Raw genomic sequence first — 22,502 nt, 5'->3', positions numbered from 1 at the left:
GGCTGCTCCTCAGGCCGCGACGAGCATCGCCGTGCGGAGCAGCTCTTCAGGCATCTCGTGCGCGAGCTCCCAGACGATACCCATCGGTCGTTCACCGCTGTGCTGCACATACCGCGCCGGGCCAAGCGACACGAAGGGGTCGTCCTTGGTTTCTCGTGCGAAAAGCATCACGCGTGTGCCGCGGCTTTCATGGTGGATGTATCGTTGCCCCATCGTCGACGCCTCTGCTGTGCGAGACTGCGACTCCCAGTGAAAGAGCTTTTGACCAATTGCGTAATCACGGTACATCGTAGACGGCGAAAAGTCTGCCGCATGCTTTCGCAGCGTCACGAACAAGATGTCCGTCTGATGGGCCTCCGACCACGCAACGCCCGATTGATGCGAAAATGGGTTCTCGATGGACATCATATCGAATGCCCCGAGCACATCGGTACGCTGGTAACGACCATGCACAGATATCGGAATATTCCCCAGCTCGGGTAACGGACGAGCCAAGGTTTTCGCGCCCTCGTCGAGGATGCCGAGGAGCTCGCGAAGCTCCTCCAAGATGGCTGGATGCTCCCATAAACGCGCGAGCGCGGCGTCGATCGAGGGCCAGGAACGCTTCGTGCCCCACAACCCCAAACCCAACATCCGCAGCAGACGCGCCTGCCTCAGGCTGACGGCACCTCCACGCGGAGGCTTCGGCTCGGCGAGCACCTCTCTGTAGAACTTCGTTCGTTCCGCGTCGTCGACGTAAAGCAGCCGTCCCAGGCTCCTGCTCAAGATGGACTCCTCGGGGCCCGACGGCGGCGTGGGCAGCCCTGCTTTGCGTCGAAGAAAAGAAAACGTGCGTTCGCTGCGATAGAGATCCTCGGGGCCGATCTGAGCTTCCCGTAAAAATGCACCAAGAGACACATTCCCGAGGCTCGCGAGGAGCCGCACGAGTGCCTGCTGTCCCTTCACAGACTGGCGCAGATTGTCCAGCACAACACGCGTCGCGACGCGGTCCAGCTCAATATGGCAGCCTGCAGGCAGCACGGGAAACCCCTCCCTCACTTGTTTCTCGACCGCGAGCCGAGGACAGCCGAGAAGGGCCGCATAACGGGCGTCGAAGCGAAACCGCGCGTGCTGCGCGCCGATAAAGTCCAGCACCGTCACACAGGCCTTATCCTCCGTGCGACGTAGTCCCCGCCCGAGCTGTTGCAGAAATACGGTGGCGCTCTCTGTGGGCCGGAGGAACAGCACCGTGTCAACCTCCGGAATGTCGACGCCCTCATTCAAGAGATCAACCGTGAACAACACGTTGATCTCACGATTTCGCAATCTTCGTAGCGCGTTACTCCGCTCCTCGGCGCTGCTCTCTGCATGCAAAGCCATGGCTGGGATGTTCGCCTCCACGAAGCGTTGCGCCATGTAGTGGGCATGCTTGACGCCCACACAAAACCCGAGTGCGCGCATGCTCCGCGGATCGGGAACGAGGCGCTGGACTTGCTCTAGGATTTTTCCGATCCGCGCGTCGTCACCCGTGTACAAGGCTTCGAGCTCAGCGCGATCGTATGCGCCACGCGACCAACGAAGGCGCGAGAGATCGACATCGTCGTGCACGCCGAAATAATGGAACGGGCACAAGAGTCCACGCTCCAGCGCGTCCCAGAGCCTGAGTTCCGCGGCGATCCGTCCGTCGAACCAGCCGAGGACGTCCTGCCCGTCCGCGCGCTCTGGGGTGGCCGTGAGCCCGAGGAGCACCTGAGGCGTGAGGCGTGAGAGCAGCGCGCGATACGTGGCAGCCTCCGCGTGATGGAATTCGTCCACGATGACCACATCGAAATCTGCGGGGCCGAATTTCTCCGGGCCCATCCTCGATAGCGATTGGATCGACGCAAACACGTGCTCCCATGCCTCCGGGCGTTCCCCATCCACGCACAAGCTCCCGAACGCGCCATCCCGAAGCACGGTACGAAATGTCCGGAGGCTTTGCTCAAGGATCTCCTTCCTGTGCGCGACAAAGAGGAGCCGCGCCCGCAAGAGGCTCCCACGCAGCCGCTTGTAATCGAGTGCGGCGACCACGGTCTTTCCTGTTCCCGTGGCGGCGACAACGAGGTTCTTCCAACGACTGTGTCGCATCCGCTCGACCTCCAGCGCTTCGAGGATGGCGCGCTGATGCGGGTACGGATGGACATCCAGAAATGCGAGGTTGATGCTCTCGTTGTCCCCCCGCTCCGCGCGCAGGGCCTCCACGAGGCGCTCACGATGGTAATCCTCAAAAGACGGATCGTTCCAGTAGGTCTCAAACGTCGCTGAGAACTTCTCGACGACGGCGGGCGCCGACTGCGCCGAAAGGCGGACGTTCCACTCGACGCCGTCCAGGAGGGCCGACCGGGACAGGTTGGAACTCCCCACGTAGGCCGTCGAGAACCCTGTCGCGCGGTGGAACAACCAAGCTTTCGCGTGGAGGCGGGTGACCTGGGTATCGTACGATACCTTCACCTTGGCGCCACGTTTCATGAGCCAATCGAGTGGCCTTAGCTCGGTAGCGCCGAGGTACGTCGTAGTAATGATTCGGAGCGGCTTACCCGCTTCGAGAAAGGCCTCGAGCGCTCCCTCCAGCACACGAATACCCACCCATTTGATAAACGCGCAAACAAGATCAATGCGGTCCGCGGAGGCAATCTCTCGTCGCAGCTCTTCGCCGATGCGCGGCTCGCCATGCCCGTTCACGAGCAAGGCCGACGAAGAGAGGGGCAAGAGCGGGCGTGTCCGCTGCGGCTCGCCGGGGCGCCGAATTTCTTCGAGGACGGCGCCCTCGCTGTCGAGCGTCTCCCGCAGAAGCGATGGCTCTTGGAGCCGCTCGCTAAGCCAAGCAATCATCTCATTCGCTACACGAACCTGGAGGGCAGGGCGCTTCTCCTCGGGAACGGCATAAAGCGCCCTCCGGAGCAAACCAGAAAGAGCGCGCGCAAGTTGCTCGTGGGCTTCCGTAGGATCAAGCGCAACCTTGCTCAGCAGGAGGCCTTCCGCCTCGACAGCTCTGCGAAGTGCGTCCGTGAGAATCTGATCATAAAGCCCGGGGCTAACGTTCACCCCGGCAGGATAGAGCCGTTGGGAAGGGAAGTCGAGCACCTCGCGCAGGGAACCGGCGCCCAGCGCGGTTTGTCGTGCAAGCCATCAACGTACGCGCAGCACCGGATGCTCGTCGCCGACGGCGGGCACCGGCAAAACCCCGTTTTCGACCGCGCCGTCGTCGCTCTCGGGCTCGCAGAGATACACCGCGATCGCGCCGAGCGGCTGGTTCGAATCGACGCGCGACCATCCCGTAGGCACGGTTCGTCGATCCTCCCGCCACTCCACCGCGACCTCACCGACGGCCGCTGCTTCCAGAATCCCGCGCCCTCCCTCCGTGCCGAGCGACGTGACGCGCGCGACCTCGACGTCGTACGCCCCCTCGGCCGCCTCGACGCGCAATCCGTGGCGGCGCAGGTGCTCGGCGAGCGCGGGCGGGACGAGGTAGGCGCGGGGCCGATCGACGACGACCGTGCCCACGAATCGCCCGAGATAAGGGATCTTCACGGCGACGGACGCGCCGTCGAGCGTGCGGGGCGAACGCGTGAGGACCTCGACCGGCGCCTCCATGCGATCGAGGCGATACCGCACGGCGACCTTCTCCGGCGGCGCGGCGCTCGAGGCAATGACCTGGCGAATGTCGTCGGCATGCTTCGCGGCCCAGGAGAGCGTCTCGATCTGCCACGCGGTCGCAGTGCGGACGCGCTCCTCGAATGGCAGGTAGCTATAACATTCGAGCAGCAGATCGAGCCGGTTCGTGAGGCCGCGATAATTCGAGCCGAACCGCGGGTGGTGCGGGTACGTCATCCAGCCGAGGCCCACGGCCGACGCCGCGTCGACCTCGCCGCCCGCGTCGAGCACGCGCTCGTCCTCGACGAAATTGCCATACCAGCCGCTCTCGAATCCGCGCGCGCGCACGGCGGCGATGACCTCCGGGACGAGCCGCTCGCGCATGAAATCGATCGGCTCGCGCCGACCCGATTCGACGGTGTGGGGCACGTCGACGGTCATGTGGAAGCGGTGCACCGAGCCGTTCGTCGCGTGGTTGTCGATCGTGAGGTCGGGCGACCACGGAATGCAGACGTTGTCTTGCAAGGCTCGCATCTCGGACGCGGCCTGGCGCATGTAATCGCGGTTCAGGTTGATGCCCTGGCTCTGCGTGCGGGTCCCGACCACGGGGCCGGCCTGGCCGGTGAGCTTTTTCAGATCGAGCCGTCGATTGACGGGATCGAGCGCGTCGTTGCCGTCCGGATTGAAGAGCGGGACGACGAGCAGCGTGATCGTGTCGAGCCAATCGGGACGGCGACCGTCGAGCAGGTCGCGCACGAGCGCGAGGCTCGCCTCCTTGCCCTCGACCTCGCCGGGGTGGATGCCGTCGAGCATGAGAATGACGGGACGCTCGCTGCGCCGGGCCTCCTCGGGCGTGCGGACGCGGTCCTTCGAGAGGATCAAGAGGGGCATCTCGCGGCCGCCGGGCGAGGTGCCGAAGGTCGTGACGTGGAGGCGCGGGTCGTTCCGCGCTTCGAGCGCGCGCACGAAGCGCATCACGTCGGCATGGAGGGAGGTCTCGCGGAAGGAGGTGGACTCGGCGCGGGTGAGCAGCATGCGGCGTGAGGTAGCACAGAACGACCGCCGCGTGGACGGGCCCGTCGTTATGCCGCCGCGAACGATTAGAGCTCGGACAATTTTTTCCCGCCGGACGCCTGCTCCTCGATCGGCGGAGGCGGGGGCGGCGGCGGCGGCGGCATACCGGGGAACATGGCCGAGCCGAGCACGAGGCCAATTCGGCCCATCGAACGAAACGAATGGAGCAGACGGCGGACGAAGCGCCGCCAGGCCCTCCTCCGAGGGCTCTCAGCCAAAGGCGACATCGCTTTCTCCTTGCTGTGGAATCGAAGGCCGCGGAAAAGGCCGTCGAATTCAGCAAAGGAGAGCGCAATGAAGGAGCCAGCGATCCGCGGGGACGAACCCGGCGCCCGGATCGGCCGGCAGAGGCGCCGTGGCCCGGACGAACGAGGCCGCCTTCGCGGGGCGGACCTCGATCGCAGTGTGCGCCGCCTCGGCGTTTTCCGGCGCGACCTCGCGCGCCGCCGCGGCGACCTGCAGCGCGGTTGCGGCATACGCGACAAAGACGACCGTGTCCGGAACGACCTGCGCATGACGCGCCGGTGTGGCCGGCAGCATCAGCATGAGGCAGGCGAAGAGCACGCGGAGCGCGCGCACGATTCGCCAGGGGTGCCGATGCATGGGTGCAGCGTAAGCCTCGATTCGCCCCTGCGCAACACCTGCCGCGCACGACGGCTCGGCGTGACGTCGCGCGGAGCCGTGGACAGCCGAGTCCAGGGAGGCTACGAAAATCGAGCCATGCCCCGGCCCATCGCCCCGTCCGAGCGCCGCGACGCCTTCCAGCGTGACGGTTTCCTCGTCCTGTCCGGATTCGTCACGGTCGAAGCATGCCTCGCGCTGAAGCGCCGCGCCGAGGAGCTCGTCGCCGCCTTCGACCCGGAGGCGCACCGCTCGGTCTTCAGCACGCACGAGCAGACGCGCACCTCCGACGACTATTTTCTCGAATCGGGCGACAAGATCCGTTTTTTCCTCGAGGAGGGCGCGCTCGGGCCGGACGGCAACCTGCGCGTGCCCAAGGAGCGCGCGCTGAACAAGATCGGCCACGCGATGCACGACAGAGATCCGGTCTTCGATCGATTCTCGCGCACGCCCGAGCTCGCCGCGCTGACGGCCGAGCTCGGCCTGTCCCGGCCGGTCTTGATTCAATCGATGTACATCTTCAAGCAACCCCACATCGGCGGCGAGGTCGTTTGCCACCAGGACGCCACGTTCCTCTACACGGAGCCCGTGACCGTGACGGGCCTGTGGTTCGCGCTGGAGGACGCCACGATCGAGAATGGCTGCTTGTGGGCGGTGCCCGGCGGCCATCGGCAGGGGCTCAAGAAGCGCTTTTTGCGAGACGGGCGCGGAGGCACGCGCTTCGAGGTGCTGGACGAAGTGCCTCTCGTCGAGGAGGGCGCCATTCCCCTCGAGGTCCCGGCCGGGACGCTGGTCGTGCTGCATGGGCTCTTGCCGCATCGAAGCGAGGAGAATCGCTCGGATCGATCGCGGCATGCCTATGCGGTGCACGTCGTCGAGGCCGACGCGTTTTACCCCGCGGACAACTGGCTACAGCGGCCGGACCTTCCTTTACGCGGGTTTCAGCCCCCGAGCGCCTGATCGAGATCGGCGATGAGATCGTCCGGGTCCTCGAGGCCCACCGACAAACGAAAGACCCCCTCGCCCGCCGCGGCCCGATACGCGGCCTCCTGCTCCCCGGCGAGTCGAAACGACGTGCGAAGGATGTCGTCCGTCGGGATGTAGAAAAGCAGGCTCTTCGTTTTTCCGAGCGAAACGGCATACGAGACGACCCGCAGCCGTGCGGCGAGCTCTTTCGCGAGCGCCGGGCCGCCGTCCTTCACCGTGAACGCGAGCAGGCCCGACGCATTTTGCATCTGCCTCTCGGCGAGGGCGCGCTGCGGGTGGCTCGGCAAGCCCGGCCAGTGGACCGCGGCGACCCGCGGATGCGCGCCGAGCCAGGTCGCCACGCGCCGGGCGTTCTCCTCGTGGATACGCATGCGCGCGGGCAGCGTCTCCAGCCCGCGCAGGACGAGCCAGGCCGCGAACGGGTGCAGGGCGGCGCCGTAATGGATCAACGCCTCCTTGCGGAGCGCCGCCATCCGCTCGGCGCTCCGCCCCACGACCGCGCCGGCGATCGCGTCGCCGTGGCCGCAGATGTACTTCGTCAGCGAATGCACGACGTAATCGGCGCCCAGCACGAGGGGGCGGGTCGCGATGGGGGTCGCGATCGTCGAGTCGACCGACAGCTCGGCCCCGGCCGCGTGCGCGACCTCCGCGATCGCCGCGATGTCCGAGAGCTTCAAGATGGGGTTCGCCGGCGTCTCGATGTGCACGAGGCGCGTCGCGCCGGGCCGGATCGCGGCCGCGACACACGCCGGGTCGGCCGTGTTCGTCGTGGTCACCTCGATCCCGAAGCGCGGGAGCGTCTCGTGCGCGAGCTCCGCGACGCCGGCATAACACACGTCCGACAGGACGAGATCCGCGCCCGCGCCGAGCCTCGCGAAGAAGAGCGCCGAGAGCGCTCCCATTCCGCTCGCGAAGCAGACGGCCGCCGCGCCCTCTTCGAGCGCGGCGAGCCGCCCCTCCAGAAGCTCGATCGTGGGATTGCCCCAGCGCGTATAGAAATGCGGAGCCGCGTCCTGGAGATCCGCCGCGGAAAAACCGACGGCGTCCGGGGCCGTGTGGAAGCTCGTCGTGGTCGTGATGGGGGGCGAAATGGGAGCGCCCACGGCACGCGCGGCGCCCTCGGGCAAACCTGCGTGGAGCGCGAGGGTGGCGGGGCGCTGCGGCGACGATTTCACGGTTTTCCTCTCACGGATCCGGCCACAACTTCATCTGCGGATCCGGCCAGCGGAAGGGGTTCTGCGCCGCGCTCGCATTCGCGAAATCCGCCTGGCAGGGCCCGATCTTGCCGGGGTCGTTGAGCAAAGTCCAGAACGACGCGCAGACGTTCTGCGAGATGAAGGTCCGGCATTCCTCCATCGTATGTTCGCCCGGCGTCGGCTGGCTGTAATAGGCGCGCACGAAGTCCCAGGCGATCTTCTGCATGTCGGCCGTCGGCTCGGCGTCGACCTCCGCAGGGACGGCCGCGCCGACCGGCGAGGCGCGGAAGATCGACGCGTACGTGACCAGCGCCAGGTAATACGCGCCGAGCGGCGTCATGTGTACGTTGTCGCTGAAGATCCTGTCGAGCTTCTGCGACGTCGTGCCCGTGATGCCTTGCACCTCGTCGTTCAAGATGTGCTCCACGAGATCGACGAGCGCCGCGCCCGCGGGGAGCGCCTCCACCCGATCGGTCCGCCCCTCGGCCGCGAGCGAGAGGTTCACCTTGGTCGCCACGCATTCCCACGCGTAAAGCGCGTTTTTCTCGTGGTCGATCCACGTCGTCGGGGCATTCTTGTCGACGTCGAGCCAGCTATGGTAAAACAGCGTGTGCCCGGCCGGGTTTCCGTCGATCAATCGGTCGTGGTAATGGCGCAGGAAGCCGAACGTATCCTCCCACCAGATCGTGCCCAGGATGTCGTGCCGCTCCGTGATGACGAGCGTGTCGTAGCGCTCGCCGGGCCCGAGCGTCTTCGGGGAGAGCAGCTCTTCGATCACGTTCATGTCGCTGCCTTCGCGGTTCTTCCCGGTGCTGTATCCGGGCCAGCCCGGCGCGTCGAAGCTCCCGCCCTTGGTCCTCACCCGGATCGGCGAGCCGATGCCGATCTGCTCGTTGAAATTGAAATCCTTCCCGAGGCTCTGCGCGATGGTCAGGACGTGATCCGGCAATGGATTGTCGGTGAGGCTGTGCCCGGACAGGAACATGCGCGCCGACGCGCGCTCCGTGAGCCCACCCCCCGCACCGCCGGTGCCGCCCGTCCCGCCGGTGCCGCCCACGCCGCCAGCGCCGCCGCCGCCCGCGCCGCCATTCCCCCCGGCGCCGGTCCCGCCTGCGCCGCCCGTATTCGACGACGACGGGTCATCCGAGCATCCGGACGCCGCGAGCACGGCGGCCACGCCTGCCAGAACGAGCGGAATCCACCGGTCCCTCGAACCACGATGATTCATGACTTCCTCCAGGAAAAGCAAGCGCTGTAGCGACCCGTACGAGTCCTATCGTCCAATGCCATTCCCTGTCAAGGAGCGCCGGGGGCTTTGCGGCTACCGCTTCTTTTTCCGCTTCTCTCCGAGGACCGCGCGCTTCGTGGCGAGGTACGCCCCCGCGTCCGGCTTCTCGCCGTGCGCCCAGCTCTTGATGAGCGGCACGACCTCGTCGTCCCAGGGATCGGCGAGGCGCATGCGCACGAAGTCCGCATAGAGCGCCGAGAGCGAGGTTTCGAGGTCCTCGAGCAGCATCATGCGCTCGTAGAACACCTCGTGTTTCTCGTCGTTCTTCTTGAGCTGCGTGGGCAATTTGAGGCCCGAGAGCCCCAGCGAATCGGCCTTGAGCGTCCAGGCATACTCGCGCTCCCCGCGCACGAGGCGCATCTTCGCCTCCTTCGGGAGCTTGCCTTGCCGGAGCGCCTCCTTCGCCTCCGGCGACGAGGCCGGGATCGCGCCCTTGAGCCGGCTCTCTTCTTTCTCCAGCACCAGCGTGATCTGCGCCTCCAGCCACATCGAGACCGGATCGGCGCCCGTCGGGTGCAGGTTCGTCTCCTGCATCTCGCTCTCGAACCAGAGCCAAACCACGAATTCGCGCCCCATGAAGCGGCGCCCCTCGATGAGATCCAAGAGCTCCATCAGCGCGCCTCCTCTTCCAGTCGGGCAAGCATCATCGGCTCGATCCCAGCGAAGGCCCGCGCCTCCTTGGCGTCGAGGCCCAGGCGATCGGCAGCCGTGCCCGGGCTCTCGGGCACGAGGTCGACCTTGAACGTGCGCTTGAAGAGGTCGTCGAGCAGGGCCGAGATACGCTCGGATTGGCTGTACAGGTGGAGCACGTTCGTCCGCAGATTCCACACGACGTCGTAACTCTTGAGCGACGGCACGAGCTGGCGCCGGAGCTTGCGCACGACCATCGTCTTCAAATCGGCCTTCGCCTGCCGGCCGAGGCGCTCGAGCCCCCGCTTGGCCAGGAGCGCCTGCTCGGCCTCACGCAGGTGGGCCTTGAGCAGCGGCCCGGGGACGACCCAGCGATCGAGGCGCAGGCCCAGACAAACGTACTCGTTGTAGAAGACTTTCTCGTGATCGAGGTCCGTATCGAAGGGATCCTCGATGTTGGCCCAGCCCGCGCCCTCGTTCTTCTCGTCGTCGGGCGAGAGGGGCTGGAAAGCGTTGGCACGGATGCGCTTCAGCGTCGTTCCGGGAACATCGTCGGGGATATCACCGGTGACGTAGAAGCGCGAGAACGTGAGGCTACCGCGGAGTGCACCCAAGGTGGCGCCCATCTACGAGCTTCGCCGCGCGGAGGCAAGAGGGTTCAGGCAGTGCCCGCTCCAACGGCCACGCCGAGCCGCTTGCACACCTCGACGAGCGCCACCTCCGCGCCAGCGGCGATGGACATGATGCCCCGCTCGTGGACGCGGGGCGTGGGGTCGATGTTGAAGACGGGCACGTGCCGCCGGAGCGCGAGTTTCGTCACGAGATCGGTCACGCCAACCGAAAAGGACGTGCCCGCAAAGATCACGAGCTGCGCCTGCACCTGCGCGGCAAAGCCCACCCGCCTCCAGTGGTAATCGTGGTGGCCGGCGTACGTCTCGTCGAACCAGAGGACGTGCATCCGCAGAAACGAGCCACACGAGGGACAACGAGGCACGTTCGCCTCCACGGGGTTTGCCCGGAACGCCGTGAGATCGACCTCGCTCGCCGCGATCGATCCCTCGGGCGCGCCGAGCTCGCAGCCGACCCGCGAGCACCGATACCGATCGCTCGTACCGTGGACCTTGATCATGCGCCGTGACCCGGCCTGCTCGTGCAGGGTGTCGATGTTCTGCGTGATGAGGAGGAACTCGCCGCCCCTTTCGATCTGGAATCGCTCGAGCGCCACGATGGCGTGGTGCCCCGGGTTCGGCTTTTTGCCTTCGAGGTTCTCGAATCGCGAAAGATACCATTGCCACGAGCCCGCCGGGTCCTCGCAGAAAAACGCGTGCGTGCCGAGCTCGGTGACGTCGCGCTTCCAGATGGCGTCGGGATCGCTGCCGCGGAACGTGGGGATCCCGCTGGCGTGGCTGACGCCGGCGCCCGTGACGATCAAGATCTGATCGGCTTGCGTGGACCGCACGGCGTCCGTGAGCGTGGCGAGAGCGTCCTGCATGGACGGGATGGTAGCACGGAAGGCGTGGCGAGGAGAAACGGCGGGAAGAACGGAGCGACCCCCCCCGGGGCGATCTCAGGCCTTGCCCGCGCCGCGCGCCGAGAGCTCACGCCGGAGCTTCGGCAGCTCTTTCTTTCCGATCTTGGTGCGGATGATGTCGGCGATGCGACCGCGCTCGTCGTCCTCCGGGAACGTGAGCAGGTCCATCGGCAATAGATCGAGCCCTTGCGCGATGCGCACGAGCGTCTCGATGGTGATCGCCGCGAGGCCGTGCTCGATGCTGGAGAGGTGCCCCTTCGACAGTTGTCCGACATCGGCAACGTGCTGGAGGGACAGACCTCGCTCGAGGCGAAGCGCGCGGATGCGCGCGCCGACCTTGGCGGCTGCAGGAGAAGGTATGGTTCGTCTGGGCATGACGTTACGATGCCACAATCCTGCTCCGGCGACAAACGAAAGTTTGGCAGCGGGTGGCGCGGACCACGCGCTGCTGCCGCCTCGCCGTGGCGGGGCCCGTGGGGCGCGCGCGGGCTCTCGGCGTCGTATCCGTCGGCGGTCCATTCCCGGACGCCACGGCTCATCCCGCGAAGACCGTACCCGTTCGGCGGGAAGCCCTGCGGCGGACGGATCGAGACGCCTCGAATCGACCGAAGTCGCAAAGCTCGGGCGTGGGCGGATCGTCGGCACGGATAACGGCGACCGACGAGCCCGCCACGGGCGGCCTTCTCCCACCCGGCGCCCCACGCGCGCATCGACGCGGCTCGACGGGAAGGGTGCGCCGTCGAAGAAGAGGTCGCCTCGCCCGTGGTCCAGCTCCACAGGTGCAGCGGGAGCCCCCTTCCGTCTGGCCCGGCGTATGCACCACCTCCCTCGGGGAGATCACCATGCCCGCTGCACGAAAGCTCGATCCGCGTGACCTCGGCCGATTGCACGCCCGCCCCACGCCCGGCCCCCGCGACGACGCCCAGCGCGGCGACAGGCCGCTCGGCCTCGGCGACAAACGGGACGGGATCCTTTTCATCCCGTCGAGCTACGATCCCGCCCGCCCGACCCCGCTGATGCTCTGCCTGCACGGCGCCGGCGGCGAGGCTCGCCATCGCATCGACGCCATTCGCCCGGAGGCCGAGCGCGACGGCGTCATCCTCGTCGCGCCCGATTCGATGGGCTCGACCTGGGACCTGCTCCGCGGCGGATACGGCTCGGACGTCGCCCGCATCGATCGCGCGCTCGGCGCCGCTTTTCATTGCCTCGCCGTGGACCCCACGCGGATCGCGATCGAGGGTTTCTCCGATGGGGCTTCGTATGCCCTTTCGCTCGGCCTCACGAACGGCGACCTCTTCCGGTTCGTCTTCGCGTTCTCCCCCGGATTCATGCGGCCGCTCACGCAGGTGGGCGCGCCCGAGGTCTTCATCAGCCACGGCGTGAACGATCCCGTCCTGCCCGTTCGATGCAGCCGGAACATCGTCCCCTCCCTCGAAGCCGCGGGATACGCCGTGACGTACCGCGAGTTCGCCGGGGGCCATTACGTGCCCCAGGGGATGCTCCGGGAGGCGATGGACATCCTCCAGAGCGCGAAGACGTGATCAATGGCGCCGGCGATTCGTCTCGAACCCGCCGACCATGATGGCGTGATCGAGCGGCTCGGGGCGGCCGAACGTCTCGTTGCGCGCCTTGTCCGCGCAAGGGCCGCAGAGCAGCACCTTGCCCACGTCGACCGCTTCGTACAGGCGAACGTCCCCGAGCACCGCGCAGGCATGACAAGCGCCCACGCCACGGACCGCTCCGCTCCGCCGGGAGGCGAGCGTCGGGAGGGAATGGCGCTCGGCGGGCGCGCGAGGCCTCGCCATCACCACGGGCGCACGCTCGGGCATCGGCGCGACGCGAGCTTTCCCGCTCGGGCCGATCTTCACGAGTTTCCGGGGTTTGCCTTCTCCGGCCGCGTTCGTGGGTGCGTGCCGCTTCATCCGTCCTCGAAGCGGATATACCGAAGCCTCCGGGGCCTGTCCAGACCGGACGCCCCGGAGCTCGTTCGTGGATGCTTCAGCGATTGGATGTGGCCTGCGGCGACGCCTTCCGCCTCCGGGCACGCCTCCGCCGCGCGAACGTCGCCGCGGCGAGCACGAGCGACCCGAGGAGCAACGAAGACGCGCCTCCACCGCCTCCGGCCGTGAGCGCGCAGCCGCCGTCGTCGTCGACCTCGCCTCCACACTGCGACTCGCCCCAGACAGCGTCCTTCTTCGTGAGGTAGTCCGTGCAGCCAGAAACCTCGCCGCCGCTCGGCGTCGCGAGCATTGCATTGATCGCGTCCTGTTTCGAGATCTTGGGCACGTCGAACGAGCAGGTGAGCTGGACGTTGCCATCCGCTTCGAGCCGCACCGCACTTCCCGAGGGGCCGTTGTTGCTGATGGCAACGAGCAGCGGGGAACCGACGGGCCCTGCGTTGTAGACGTCGATGGTGTCGCCCACCATCGTGGAGGTGGAGGCATCGCCGTGGAGGACGTCGACCTTCGCTTTGCCACTGCCGTCCGACTGGATCGCCGTCACGGTCGCCTCGGCCACGGCGACCGGATCGATGCCTGTGTTCTGGCAGAAGCAGGCCTCGGCCTTGGTGACGAAGCAATACGACGGCTGGATCCGGGCCGCCTCGGACGCCGTGAGCCCGGCCCGATCGAGCCAGGCGCGGAGCGCAGCGTCTCCCTCGATCTCGCGAATGAACGCGTTGTTCGCCGTCCTTGCCACGCGCGCCACGAGATCGGTATCGCCCGTCGACTCGATGAGGTGCGCCATCGCGCAACGCGTGCCGAACGCGTCGACGAAATAGGGCATGCGGATCACGGGGAAATCGAGGTTGCGCGGGAAACGCCCCGTGCGGGCATAACGCTGGAGCTCGACGATCAGGCCCGCGCGCGCCGCGCGTTGCTCGGTCGACAGGTGGCTCGTGTCACGGGCGCGGAGCTCGGCGAGGACCGTACGGAAATGGGCGACGAGGCGCGCTTTCTCCCTGGCGATCAGGGAGCGCCCGTGGCGCAGAGTGGCACGCCGGCGGGCCGCAGGAGACGAACGACGAGACTTGGAGGTCAAAGCAAGGATCATTCTGGCTCCTTCGGGGCGCCCATCCGCGCCCCGGCAATGCCGGCCCTAGCAGGAGTCATGCCGTCGCGAAGAGGGCGTTCAACGCAATGGCGAGCCAGCCGGCGAGGAGCAAGAGGCCGCCGAGGGGCGTGACCGCGCCGAGCACGCGGCGACCGGTCAGGGTCATGATGTAGAGGCTGCCCGAAAATAGAAAAATGCCGCCGAGAAAGAACCAGGGCGCGAGGGCGCTGCCCTCCTTCGTCGGCGTGGGGTGGAGTGCCGTGAGGCCAATCGCAATGGCGTGGAGGAGGTGGTATTGGGATCCGGTCTGCCACCAGACGAGGCGCTGCTCGGCGTCCGGGAACTGCGTGACCCATTTCTTGAGGCCGTGCGCCCCGAACGCGCCGAGCGCGACCCCGAGGAAGCCGACCACGCCGGCGAGCAGGAGGGAAAAACGTTCCATGCGTGGAGCGTGACGCGCGCGCGGCGTTCGTGCACGGCCCCGGAAGCACGAAAGTACCTGGGACGGAGCCCGGTTGTCGCGTATGTTGCCCGCCCGATGAAAGTCCGTGCCGCCGTCCCCATCGCCCTCGCCCTCGCGCTCTCGGCCTGCTCGGCCACGCAGTGGATGAGCGCTCCGCCGTGCCTCACCGGCGCGGTCCCAAAGGTCGGCCGTCCCGTCCCCGACGAGATGTTCGCCCTGATGCGGCGCGAGCGGGAACGAGCCGAGCGCGCCTCGCCGCTCGTTCGAGCCCATATCCTCGAAACGCTCCCGCGGCTTTTCCCCGACGTGAGTGATCTGCTGCTCGCGCCGCCTTGCCGCGAAGAGCTCGAAGCGGAGAGCGCGGCGGCGTTCGACGAAAAAACCCTCGCCTTCTCACGCTTGCTCGTCGCGCGCATTCGCACCGTGCACGACGCGGAGATCCTCATGGCGCTCGCCAAGCGAGACGAGGCGAGCATCACGGAGTACGAGCTCGGTCCGGACGAACCCGGGCCGCGCCCGCCGAAATCCCTCGTCCGTTATCTCGCGTTCGCCAGCATTCCAGCGTACTGGGTGGTCGACAATGTCCCGGAGGGCCGGCGGCTCCTGCTCGAACGGGTGCGCACGAGCAAGGACGCGCGCGAGCAGATCCTCTTGCACGGCGCGACCTCCGCCATTTATGCCCAGATGCTCTGGGGACATCCCGAGCGCGCAGAAGGCGCCGAGGGGCCAGCGCTCCTCCGCGCCACCCTCCCCGAAATCAAGCGGCGGCTCGATGGGCCGGCGGACGCGGCCTCGCTGGAGCTCGTGATCCTGCAGATCAACGATCTAGGCGCCTTCGGCGTGCGGTTTGGCCTGGAGCAAGAGGCGCGGGCGCTCGTGAACGAGATCCTCGCGGCGAGAGGCGAGGTGCCGCTGACGCGAGGCATTCCGGGCGCGGCGCGGGACCTCGCGGAGGTGGCGCGCGCGGCGCTCTTCGATCTCGATACTCCCCAGAAATCGGTCGGAACGGCGGAACTCCCGCGGCCGCGGCGAGAGCAACACCATGTCCGGGAGGAATTGCTCCACGTCGAGCCCGGGGTTGGAAAGGTCTCGGAGGCCGCCGCGCTCGCCCGCGTGCGCGAGCTCGACCAGGAGCTCGAGACGCTGCGCTTCAATGCGCCCCGCTGCTACGTCCTCAGGGAGCTTGGCCACTGGATGCCACCCGCCGAGGCGTCACGACGCTTCGACGCGTTCATCGCGCCGATCTTCGACGGAGAGCGCATCCGCCTCGACACCGAGTCCGTTTGCCGCATGGATGTCGCGCTGGGTCTCGAAGGCGTGGACGAGGCGCGGCGCGTGAAGCTCCTCGAAAAGCTTCTCACGGCGAAGCCCGAGCAAGTCGGCCCGCGTGACCGGAGCCGCGACGAACATCATCCGGCGATTGCCTACCCTGCGTACGAGCAGCCCTTGTGGTCGGTCGCGGCGAGCGCCCTCCTGGTTCATCCGGAATGGATCGAGCGGCACGCCGAGGTGCGCGCCTGGCTCGAACCAAAGGCCCTCGCGCCGATTCCGACCGATGCCGCGACGGCGCAGGTTTGGACGAATTTCCAGCCCTCGTTCGAGCGTGTGATTGCGTTCCACGCCTCGGGCGCGCCCGGCGCATCGATGGATACGGCGCGCGCGATTTTGCGCGGCTACATGCAGCCCGTCGACCCGGCCGATCAGAAGAAAGTCACGCACATCTACTTCGGCGAGGTGTCCAGGGCCCGAACGCGCGCGCTCGGCGAATACGGGAAGCTCGTCGGGCTCGTCCCGGAGATCACGGCGTACCTCGAAGAACGAAAAACGGAGCGCGCCGCGGCGATCGCGCTCCATATGCTGAACCTCTAGAAGCACTCGCCATGAGCCGTGGATCGACGTGAAGTGCACGTGGAACCTCGGATGCCGAGCGAGCCATCGTTGGATGAGCGGCGTCTTTTTGCCGCGTGCTCCCATGCGTGCAGGCTTGCGGCGTGGTTTCCAGCGTTCGGGTGACGATCTCCTCGACCTCTGAACGAGCCCCCGCAAAGCCAGCTCCCTTCTCGACGACGGCAGCAGCGCGTCGCCATACCCGCGGAGGATCGGGGGCGGGGCTGGTGTGCGGGTGGGCAGGCCATTCGGAGAGGGTCGAGACGAAGGTTTGGAGGTTTTGCTGGCACTGGATCCGTTCGAGGGACGGAGGCTGCTCGGCCGTTGCGCGATCGCGCAAGCCAGGTTGCGCGGTCGCGCAAGCCATACGCCACAGTCCGTTGATACGAGCGTCGTTCAGGGCGTCGTTTACGGCGTAAATCCGCGTGGCACGCGGACTGCACTGGGTCGATGGGACGGGCGCGGGGGACGAGCGCGCCGGACCAGCTCACCCAGGGACGTTTCGTTATGCGCAGCGAGCAGAACCGTACAATGGCACGAGCGGAGGGCCTACCGGCAGCGGGCCGTATTCCCCCCGGCTCCGAGGAATGGGTCCGCACCGTGCTCGGGACATTCTGGGGAACCCGATGGTCCGATCTGCCGGTGAGCCCCCTGTCGGTGCAAAACGCCGAGCCACTCAGCCACACCGCCGGCCTATGGCACATCGGCTCCGCCGGAGCCGGGCATGTTCTGAAGGTCCAGCTCAATCGCGGCGCGGCGCGAAAACCCGAGTTCTATCCGCTGAAGGAAAACGTCATGGCACATTGCCGGGCCCACGGCGTGCCCGTCCTCGAGGCCGTTCCAGCCGTGGACGGCAGCACCAGCGTGTGGTGCGACGGGCTCGTGTGCGAATTACTGCCCCGGTGTCCAGGCATTGCGGCCCGCCGGAGCACACCCGCCCAGGCCGCCGCCGTCGCGCGCGCCGGGCTGGACCTTCGCTACGCCCTGGACCGGCTGCCTGACGGTGTCATGGCGGACCTCGCCCCCATTCCTCTGCCCCGGATGGTCGAGGAGGAACGCTGGCCTGTCGCTCTGGCGGATGCCGAGAAACGATTGCTGCCGATGGCGGAGCGCCGAGACGACGCATGGTCGCGCGCGGCGGCCTCCGCCCTGCGTGGCGTCATTCGAGCGGGAGCCCTGATGCACCAGGCCGGGATCCCCGTGGTCGGAGAGTCGCCCGACAGGCCGTCCGTCGTCCACAGCGACCTGCACTATCACCACTTCCTTGTGCCCGCCTCCGGCGCACAGCCGACCGTCCTGGCGATTCTGGACTTCGACAACCTGCACGTCGGCGATCGGCTGCTGGATCTGGCCTGGATAGCGGAAGTGACCGGAGGCGTGGCGGATCCCTCGGCGCGGGCCGACGGCCTGAGCGCCTTTTTGGCAGCCGCCCGCGCGCGGGGCCTTCTGCAGCCTGGCGAGGCGCGGCTGCTCATGCCGCTGCTGCTGGCCCATTCGCTTCCCGTCATCGTGGACATCGCCAAGGACATCCTGGTCCGCGGCATTCTCAGCCGCTTGTGGAGCGATTACTTCGAGCTGCTGTCATCGACCCGGAGGCTTCACCTTCACGCCCTTCTTACGGCCTGCCCAGTCGCTTGAACCCTCAACCACCCACACGGAGTTCATCATGAGCCCTGACACGGCTGCGTCCGCCACCTGGCCCGCCGACCTGTCCGCCTACTGCTTCGAGGTGCCATACTCCTCCGACACGGTGCTGTTCGACTCGGCGAAGGGAATCCGCCTGTTCGATACCGCGGGCCGGCAATACCTCGACGGACTATCCGGTGTGTTCGTCACCTGTTTCGGCTACGACTGCCAGCCGATCATCGACGCCATCAAAAACCAGCTGCGCGTGCTGCCATTCAATCCACCGCTACACGGCACCAACCGCCCCGCGCTGGAGCTGGCCCGCGCCCTGGTCGATCTGGCTCCGGCCTCGATCACCGCCGCCAAACTGGTCAATGGCGGCTCGGAGAGCATCGAAGCGGCCATGCGGCTGGCCCGGCTGTACCACCGAACCCACGGCAATCCCGGCAAGGTCAAGATCCTGAGCCATTACCACGGTTACCACGGCTCCACCTTCGGGTCGTTGTCATTGACCGGACGGCCCGACGTCACGCGGTTCGGCCCTGGCGTCCCGGGCATCGTTCACGTATGGCCCCCGGACTGCCTGGAGGAGTTCTGGGGCGTCGATGCCGAGATCGCTCAGAATCTCGCGGCCTCGATGATCGAGCGGACCATCCAGGCGGAAGGGCCGGATTCGGTGGCCGCCGTCATCGTCGAGCCCGTGATCCATCTGCGGGGTATGGCCGTCTCCACCACGGCTTACCTGTCCCGGCTGCGGGAGATCTGCGACCGATACGGCGTTCTGCTGGTCTTCGACGAAATCGTGACCGGCTTCGGGCGCACCGGGCAGCCCTTCGCCGCGCAAACCTTCGACGTCAGCCCCGACATGCTCTGCGTCGGCAAGGGAATATCCGGAGGCTACAGCCCGCTCGCCGCCGTGCTGATGTCCCAAAAGGTCGCGGAGATCCTGGGTACATCGGGCGGACAGCTGTCCTTCGCGCCCTCGCACACGTACGCGGCCAATCCGATCGCATCCGCCGCGGGTGCCGCTGCCGTGCGGCTGTTCCACGAAGGCTCCTTCCTGACCCGAATCCAGAGCCTATCGGAGTACCTCGAGCCGCGGCTGCGGTCCACGATTGCCGGGCGCGGCGACCTGCGCGCCATCGGCCTGCTCTATGGCGTCAAGCTGGCCGAAAGCGGCGCTCATGGCAGGGGCATCGGTGCCGCGGTCGCCCGGGCGTGCCTGAAGCGTGGGCTGGTCATCCGCGGCCAGGACGACTGGATCGTCATGGCCCCGGCCTTCGTCACCAGCAAAACGGAGGCCGACGAGATGCTGGACATCCTGGGCGACGCCCTCGACGCGGTCTGCGGAGGTTGCCAATGAGCACGCTGAGGAAACGTTTCGAGCAGCCGGCCCTGGCCGCCCTGCCCAAGCTGACACCGCAGGAGCGCGCGCTGGTGCAACGCGAGCTCGCCGAGATCGCCGAAGGTGATTACGACGGGCACCAGCCCCTGGTGGAGGAGCTGCGCAAGCTCGCCGCCGCCGTGCCCGAACGGGCCTACCACGACAGCGCCCAGGTGCTGCTGCGCATGCACGAGATCGCCGGGTCGGGCAATTACCAAAGCTGCCTGTCGTCCCTGCAATTGATCCGTGCCTGCTTCGAACTCGACCTCATACCCGAGGTCGGAAAGGCTCCGGCAGAGCTGATCGTCGGCCGCGGACACATCGCGCCGGGTTTCTATGCCGAGTCCTACGTCCGAGGCTCCTTCCCGCTGGCCCCTCTCACCACGCTGCACCAGGGCGGGCTGACCGGGGTGATCCACCGGGACCTCGGCTTCAAAAACACCATGCGCTACAGCCTCGGCGTGGGCGTGGCCCAGGCCGTCAGCCTCGCCATGGACCTGGCCCGGCGAGGGGACGAGCGCAAGGTGGTCTGCCTGGCCGGCGATGGCGAACTCCAGGAGGGCGTGACCTTCGAATGCCTCCGCTTCGCCTACGAAATGGGCCTGAGCAACCTGGTCCTGGTCGTCGACGCCAACGGATGCGGTATCGAACCCCTACGGAAACCGCTCAACCCCAACTACCTGGCGAGTTTCCTGCCCCAGGTCCACCAGGTCGACGGCCAGGACGCCGAAGCCATCCAGCACGCCCTGGGCGCCTTGCTTCACCGACCGGGATCCGCCGCGCTGGTGTGCCACACCCGCAAAGGCGAACATAGCTTCAAGCCGGCCAACGGCGCCGCGAAGCCGGCCAACGGCAACGCGAAGCCGACCATGCCGTCCTTTGCCGGCACCAGCGGCCGGATGCTTGCGGCATACCAGCAGCGCACCGGTCAGGAGCTCGCGGTGTTCACGGCCGACATGGCGGCCCGGTTCGGCCTGCGGGGGCACCTCCCATACGACAACACCGGGCTGGCCGAGACCCTCAGCGTGGGTCTGACCCTCCTGCTGCCCGAGGACACCCTCAAGGTCATCGCCACCGATGCGATGTACTACATGGACTCCCTGAGCATGGTCACCGAGGCCAGCACGAGCGTCCGCAATCTGCTCGTGCTGGCCGGTCGCAGCTGGGGTGCCTGGGGCGGCGCGCACAACGCGACCAATTTGCTCGGCCTGCTTTTGGGGGTCCGGGTCTACGAGCCAATCACGCCCGCGGAGTTCAACGCCGTCCTGGACCGGCTGGCCGCACACCCCGGCACCGCCCACGTGGCCAGCATGGTCGACGCCAGCTTCACCCCGCCCGGCATCGACTGCTCCTCAAGGCTGGACGGCGCGGTGTGGATGACCCCGCCCGCAACGGCGCGCCCTCGGGCGGCCCTGGTGACCTTCGGGTATGCCTCCGTCCTCGTCGCCGAGGCCAACCGGGACGTCGGTCTGCCGCATCTGCACTGCGCGGCTCTCGACCCCGAGCTTCCCCCCGACACCCTCGCCGTGCTTGCCGGCTGCCGACGGATCGCCAGCGTCGAATACAACGGCGCCCAGGGCGGCTTCGGTGAACGGCTGCGCGCCAAGTACCTGCTGCCCCTCGAGGTGCACGGCATCCGGCACGACATCGCCAACCGCGTCCACGCCCGGCAGCTGGCGCTGCACGGCATGGACCCGCAGACGCTGCGCGGACTGCTCACTCGGCTCGGCTCCCAGGAGGTGGACGATGTGCCTGCATATGCATGATTACCGCTCCGCGGACACCGGGGGCATCGTCGACGGCGCGATCCTCATGCACCAGGAGATGGCCCGCCTGCTCCCCCGGCGCTGCCAGGTATCCTGGCACGACCTGACCCGTGGCCCGGCCAGTATCCGCCACGCCTGCCGGGGCGAGACCGTGTACGCGGGCAGCGGCCCGTACGCGTTCCTCTACCACTGCTGGCGAAAGCGAACCGGCCGGGCCTTCCGGATCGTCCGCGAGGTGCACACGGCGCTGTGGTCCGGCTACTGGGCCCAGGAGGAACTGTGCGCTCCCCTGCTCCAGGAGCATGACCTGGTGCTCTTCCCCACGGAGTACACGCGCCAGCTGTACATCAGCGCCTTCCCGTCGATCACCGAGGCCAATTCAGCGGTGGCCTACCCGATGCTGGACCGGTTGCCCCGCAGGCCCGCGGCCCCGGTCCGCTCCGCGCACGAGCCTCTGCGAATCGGCTACCTCGGCGCCCTGTCCCTGGCGAAGAACTTCGACCAGGTGCTGTCGGTCTTCGCCCGCTGTCATCGCGAAAGCGACGGTCGTGCGCGTCTGGTATACGCGGGCAAACCCAACCATCCGCGGTGGGAGTCCGGCCCGGTGCGCGAGCAGCTCGCCCAGGAGGGCGTGCCGCACGATGTGGTCCGGCTGCTCGGGATCCTGGATCCGAGCGAACTGGACGCCTTCTTTTCGGGCATCGACGTCCTGCTCTTTCCGAGCACGGCGTCCCGGGAAACCCTCGGCCGCGTGGTGCTCGAGGCCCTCGCCCACGGGGTGCCGGTGCTGGCTGCCGACATCGGCCCGGCCGTCGAGCTGCTGCCCGCCCGCAACCTTTTGCCCACCGTGCTCGACGCGACCACCGCGTTCACGATGAACAGGTCCGAGCCCCTTGGCCGGATCGACGAGGAGGTCCTGGTCGACAAGCTCCTCCGCCGCGACTTCGCACCGGCCCAGGTGCGCTCTCGGCGACCGTACGAGGAGCGGACGTTCCTGGACGCGCTGGCGGGGACCGCAGCCCATCCCCCGCCCTGCGCGGACAGCCAGGTGGCGGACGCGGACCATGACCGAACCGTGGCCGAGCGGCTCAGGGTACACCCGCGGGCCGGCGTCGACCTCTCCTGGGCCCTGCGAAGAGCCGAGCGCCTGTTCATCGACTACTTCCAGCGGCGCGACGACGAGGTCCTGGCGGCGATCGAGGCCCTCGGCGAGGAGACCGGCGGCGATCGCGAGGCACTGCGCCGGATCGTGACCCAGCCGGAGCGCAACCTGGCCGACTACCGGGCTTTTCCCCGGCTGATGGACGCGCTCGTCCTGCCGCCGCTGACGTACTCGCTCGCTCCCGAACCGGTCGGCGCACCAACCCTCACCCGTTGAGCGTAAAA

At 67.5% G+C, this 22,502-nt stretch carries 20 protein-coding genes and 1 pseudogene; 7 read left to right on the top strand and 14 right to left on the bottom strand.

Annotation, left to right across the window (positions count from 1 at the left end; genetic code table 11):
• Positions 1–9: 9 nt before the first annotated feature.
• The 4 genes from QHF83_RS04690 to QHF83_RS04675 form a co-directional block, all read right to left on the bottom strand.
• The gene (locus QHF83_RS04690) at positions 10–3,063 is read right to left on the bottom strand and encodes a DEAD/DEAH box helicase (protein ID WP_282416553.1); all 3,054 of its coding nucleotides are present in this window, start codon (positions 3,061–3,063) and stop codon (positions 10–12) included.
• 84 nt (positions 3,064–3,147) lie between these two features.
• On the bottom strand, positions 3,148–4,647 hold the full coding sequence (locus tag QHF83_RS04685) for a M14 family metallopeptidase (RefSeq protein WP_282416552.1): 1,500 nt from the start codon (positions 4,645–4,647) through the stop codon (positions 3,148–3,150).
• A 65-nt stretch (positions 4,648–4,712) separates the two neighbouring features.
• Complete coding sequence (locus tag QHF83_RS04680) at positions 4,713–4,835, bottom strand: hypothetical protein (protein WP_282416551.1); 123 nt, start codon at positions 4,833–4,835, stop codon at positions 4,713–4,715.
• 127 nt (positions 4,836–4,962) lie between these two features.
• Positions 4,963–5,289, bottom strand: coding sequence for a hypothetical protein (locus tag QHF83_RS04675; RefSeq protein ID WP_282416550.1), 327 nt, complete (start codon positions 5,287–5,289; stop codon positions 4,963–4,965).
• 117 nt (positions 5,290–5,406) lie between these two features.
• On the opposite strand from QHF83_RS04675, the gene QHF83_RS04670 reads away from it, so the two are divergent.
• Complete coding sequence (locus QHF83_RS04670; protein ID WP_282416549.1) at positions 5,407–6,267, top strand: phytanoyl-CoA dioxygenase family protein; 861 nt, start codon at positions 5,407–5,409, stop codon at positions 6,265–6,267.
• Here QHF83_RS04670 and QHF83_RS04665 read toward each other — a convergent pair.
• The 7 genes and pseudogenes from QHF83_RS04665 to QHF83_RS53440 all read right to left on the bottom strand — a co-directional run.
• Complete coding sequence (locus tag QHF83_RS04665; protein WP_282416548.1) at positions 6,249–7,469, bottom strand: PLP-dependent transferase; 1,221 nt, start codon at positions 7,467–7,469, stop codon at positions 6,249–6,251. The two genes, QHF83_RS04670 and QHF83_RS04665, sit on opposite strands and share 19 nt — an antisense overlap.
• 10 nt (positions 7,470–7,479) lie before the next feature.
• On the bottom strand, positions 7,480–8,718 hold the full coding sequence (locus QHF83_RS04660; RefSeq protein WP_282416547.1) for a hypothetical protein: 1,239 nt from the start codon (positions 8,716–8,718) through the stop codon (positions 7,480–7,482).
• A gap of 93 nt (positions 8,719–8,811) precedes the next feature.
• Positions 8,812–9,390 (bottom strand): hypothetical protein, encoded by a 579-nt coding sequence (locus tag QHF83_RS04655; protein ID WP_282416546.1) that lies wholly within the window; start codon positions 9,388–9,390, stop codon positions 8,812–8,814.
• Complete coding sequence (locus tag QHF83_RS04650; RefSeq protein WP_282416545.1) at positions 9,390–10,022, bottom strand: hypothetical protein; 633 nt, start codon at positions 10,020–10,022, stop codon at positions 9,390–9,392. The genes QHF83_RS04655 and QHF83_RS04650 overlap by 1 nt, the downstream gene beginning before the upstream one ends.
• A gap of 44 nt (positions 10,023–10,066) precedes the next feature.
• Complete coding sequence (locus QHF83_RS04645; RefSeq protein ID WP_282416544.1) at positions 10,067–10,900, bottom strand: Sir2 family NAD-dependent protein deacetylase; 834 nt, start codon at positions 10,898–10,900, stop codon at positions 10,067–10,069.
• 75 nt (positions 10,901–10,975) lie between these two features.
• On the bottom strand, positions 10,976–11,314 hold the full coding sequence (locus tag QHF83_RS04640; RefSeq protein WP_272458504.1) for a helix-turn-helix transcriptional regulator: 339 nt from the start codon (positions 11,312–11,314) through the stop codon (positions 10,976–10,978).
• A gap of 125 nt (positions 11,315–11,439) precedes the next feature.
• Positions 11,440–11,649 (bottom strand): annotated as a pseudogene (locus tag QHF83_RS53440) (SUMF1/EgtB/PvdO family nonheme iron enzyme); the annotation flags it as partial.
• Positions 11,650–11,781: 132 nt separating this feature from the next.
• Here QHF83_RS53440 and QHF83_RS04635 point away from each other — a divergent pair.
• A complete protein-coding gene (locus QHF83_RS04635) occupies positions 11,782–12,480 on the top strand; it encodes a phospholipase (RefSeq protein WP_282416543.1) in 699 nt (232 codons plus the stop codon).
• Here the strand turns inward: QHF83_RS04635 and QHF83_RS04630 are convergent, their stop codons facing one another.
• The 3 genes from QHF83_RS04630 to QHF83_RS04620 all read right to left on the bottom strand — a co-directional run bounded on the left by QHF83_RS04630 (position 12,481) and on the right by QHF83_RS04620 (position 14,432).
• A complete protein-coding gene (locus tag QHF83_RS04630; protein WP_282416542.1) occupies positions 12,481–12,861 on the bottom strand; it encodes a hypothetical protein in 381 nt (126 codons plus the stop codon).
• Between the two features lie 76 nt (positions 12,862–12,937).
• Complete coding sequence (locus tag QHF83_RS04625) at positions 12,938–13,990, bottom strand: hypothetical protein (protein ID WP_282416541.1); 1,053 nt, start codon at positions 13,988–13,990, stop codon at positions 12,938–12,940.
• Positions 13,991–14,045: 55 nt separating this feature from the next.
• Complete coding sequence (locus tag QHF83_RS04620) at positions 14,046–14,432, bottom strand: DUF423 domain-containing protein (RefSeq protein WP_282416540.1); 387 nt, start codon at positions 14,430–14,432, stop codon at positions 14,046–14,048.
• A 96-nt stretch (positions 14,433–14,528) separates the two neighbouring features.
• Here QHF83_RS04620 and QHF83_RS04615 point away from each other — a divergent pair, with 96 nt between their 5' ends.
• The 5 genes from QHF83_RS04615 to QHF83_RS04595 all read left to right on the top strand — a co-directional run bounded on the left by QHF83_RS04615 (position 14,529) and on the right by QHF83_RS04595 (position 22,494).
• Positions 14,529–16,322, top strand: coding sequence for a hypothetical protein (locus QHF83_RS04615; protein WP_282416539.1), 1,794 nt, complete (start codon positions 14,529–14,531; stop codon positions 16,320–16,322).
• 618 nt (positions 16,323–16,940) lie between these two features.
• Positions 16,941–17,978 carry a phosphotransferase gene (locus QHF83_RS04610; RefSeq protein ID WP_282416538.1) on the top strand — a complete coding sequence of 346 codons (1,038 nt, stop codon included), beginning with the start codon at positions 16,941–16,943 and terminating at the stop codon, positions 17,976–17,978.
• Positions 17,979–18,006: 28 nt separating this feature from the next.
• The gene (locus QHF83_RS04605) at positions 18,007–19,329 is read left to right on the top strand and encodes an aminotransferase class III-fold pyridoxal phosphate-dependent enzyme (RefSeq protein WP_282416537.1); all 1,323 of its coding nucleotides are present in this window, start codon (positions 18,007–18,009) and stop codon (positions 19,327–19,329) included.
• Positions 19,326–21,116, top strand: coding sequence for a 1-deoxy-D-xylulose-5-phosphate synthase N-terminal domain-containing protein (locus QHF83_RS04600; RefSeq protein WP_282416536.1), 1,791 nt, complete (start codon positions 19,326–19,328; stop codon positions 21,114–21,116). Before QHF83_RS04605 ends, QHF83_RS04600 begins: the two co-directional genes overlap by 4 nt.
• Complete coding sequence (locus QHF83_RS04595; RefSeq protein ID WP_282416535.1) at positions 21,097–22,494, top strand: glycosyltransferase; 1,398 nt, start codon at positions 21,097–21,099, stop codon at positions 22,492–22,494. The genes QHF83_RS04600 and QHF83_RS04595 overlap by 20 nt, the downstream gene beginning before the upstream one ends.
• Positions 22,495–22,502: the final 8 nt, after the last annotated feature.

The organism is Polyangium sp. 15x6, from assembly GCF_029960785.1.
In the GTDB taxonomy this organism is placed as follows: domain Bacteria; phylum Myxococcota_A; class Polyangia; order Polyangiales; family Polyangiaceae; genus Polyangium.
Note: the sequence above shows the minus strand (reverse complement) of the source record. Positions and strands in the feature narration are given on the sequence as shown.

Coding starts and splice junctions, on each gene's coding strand:
- QHF83_RS04620 (WP_282416540.1), bottom strand. CDS start 14,432: ATGGAACGTTTTTCCCTCCTGCTCGCCGGCGTGGTCGGCTTCCTCGGG.
- QHF83_RS04605 (WP_282416537.1), top strand. CDS start 18,007: ATGAGCCCTGACACGGCTGCGTCCGCCACCTGGCCCGCCGACCTGTCC.
- QHF83_RS04640 (WP_272458504.1), bottom strand. CDS start 11,314: ATGCCCAGACGAACCATACCTTCTCCTGCAGCCGCCAAGGTCGGCGCG.
- QHF83_RS04630 (WP_282416542.1), bottom strand. CDS start 12,861: ATGAAGCGGCACGCACCCACGAACGCGGCCGGAGAAGGCAAACCCCGG.
- QHF83_RS04685 (WP_282416552.1), bottom strand. CDS start 4,647: ATGCTGCTCACCCGCGCCGAGTCCACCTCCTTCCGCGAGACCTCCCTC.
- QHF83_RS04680 (WP_282416551.1), bottom strand. CDS start 4,835: ATGGGCCGAATTGGCCTCGTGCTCGGCTCGGCCATGTTCCCCGGTATG.
- QHF83_RS04660 (WP_282416547.1), bottom strand. CDS start 8,718: ATGAATCATCGTGGTTCGAGGGACCGGTGGATTCCGCTCGTTCTGGCA.
- QHF83_RS04600 (WP_282416536.1), top strand. CDS start 19,326: ATGAGCACGCTGAGGAAACGTTTCGAGCAGCCGGCCCTGGCCGCCCTG.
- QHF83_RS04655 (WP_282416546.1), bottom strand. CDS start 9,390: ATGGAGCTCTTGGATCTCATCGAGGGGCGCCGCTTCATGGGGCGCGAA.
- QHF83_RS04625 (WP_282416541.1), bottom strand. CDS start 13,990: ATGATCCTTGCTTTGACCTCCAAGTCTCGTCGTTCGTCTCCTGCGGCC.
- QHF83_RS04635 (WP_282416543.1), top strand. CDS start 11,782: ATGCCCGCTGCACGAAAGCTCGATCCGCGTGACCTCGGCCGATTGCAC.
- QHF83_RS04645 (WP_282416544.1), bottom strand. CDS start 10,900: ATGCAGGACGCTCTCGCCACGCTCACGGACGCCGTGCGGTCCACGCAA.
- QHF83_RS04670 (WP_282416549.1), top strand. CDS start 5,407: ATGCCCCGGCCCATCGCCCCGTCCGAGCGCCGCGACGCCTTCCAGCGT.
- QHF83_RS04595 (WP_282416535.1), top strand. CDS start 21,097: ATGTGCCTGCATATGCATGATTACCGCTCCGCGGACACCGGGGGCATC.
- QHF83_RS04675 (WP_282416550.1), bottom strand. CDS start 5,289: ATGCATCGGCACCCCTGGCGAATCGTGCGCGCGCTCCGCGTGCTCTTC.
- QHF83_RS04615 (WP_282416539.1), top strand. CDS start 14,529: ATGAAAGTCCGTGCCGCCGTCCCCATCGCCCTCGCCCTCGCGCTCTCG.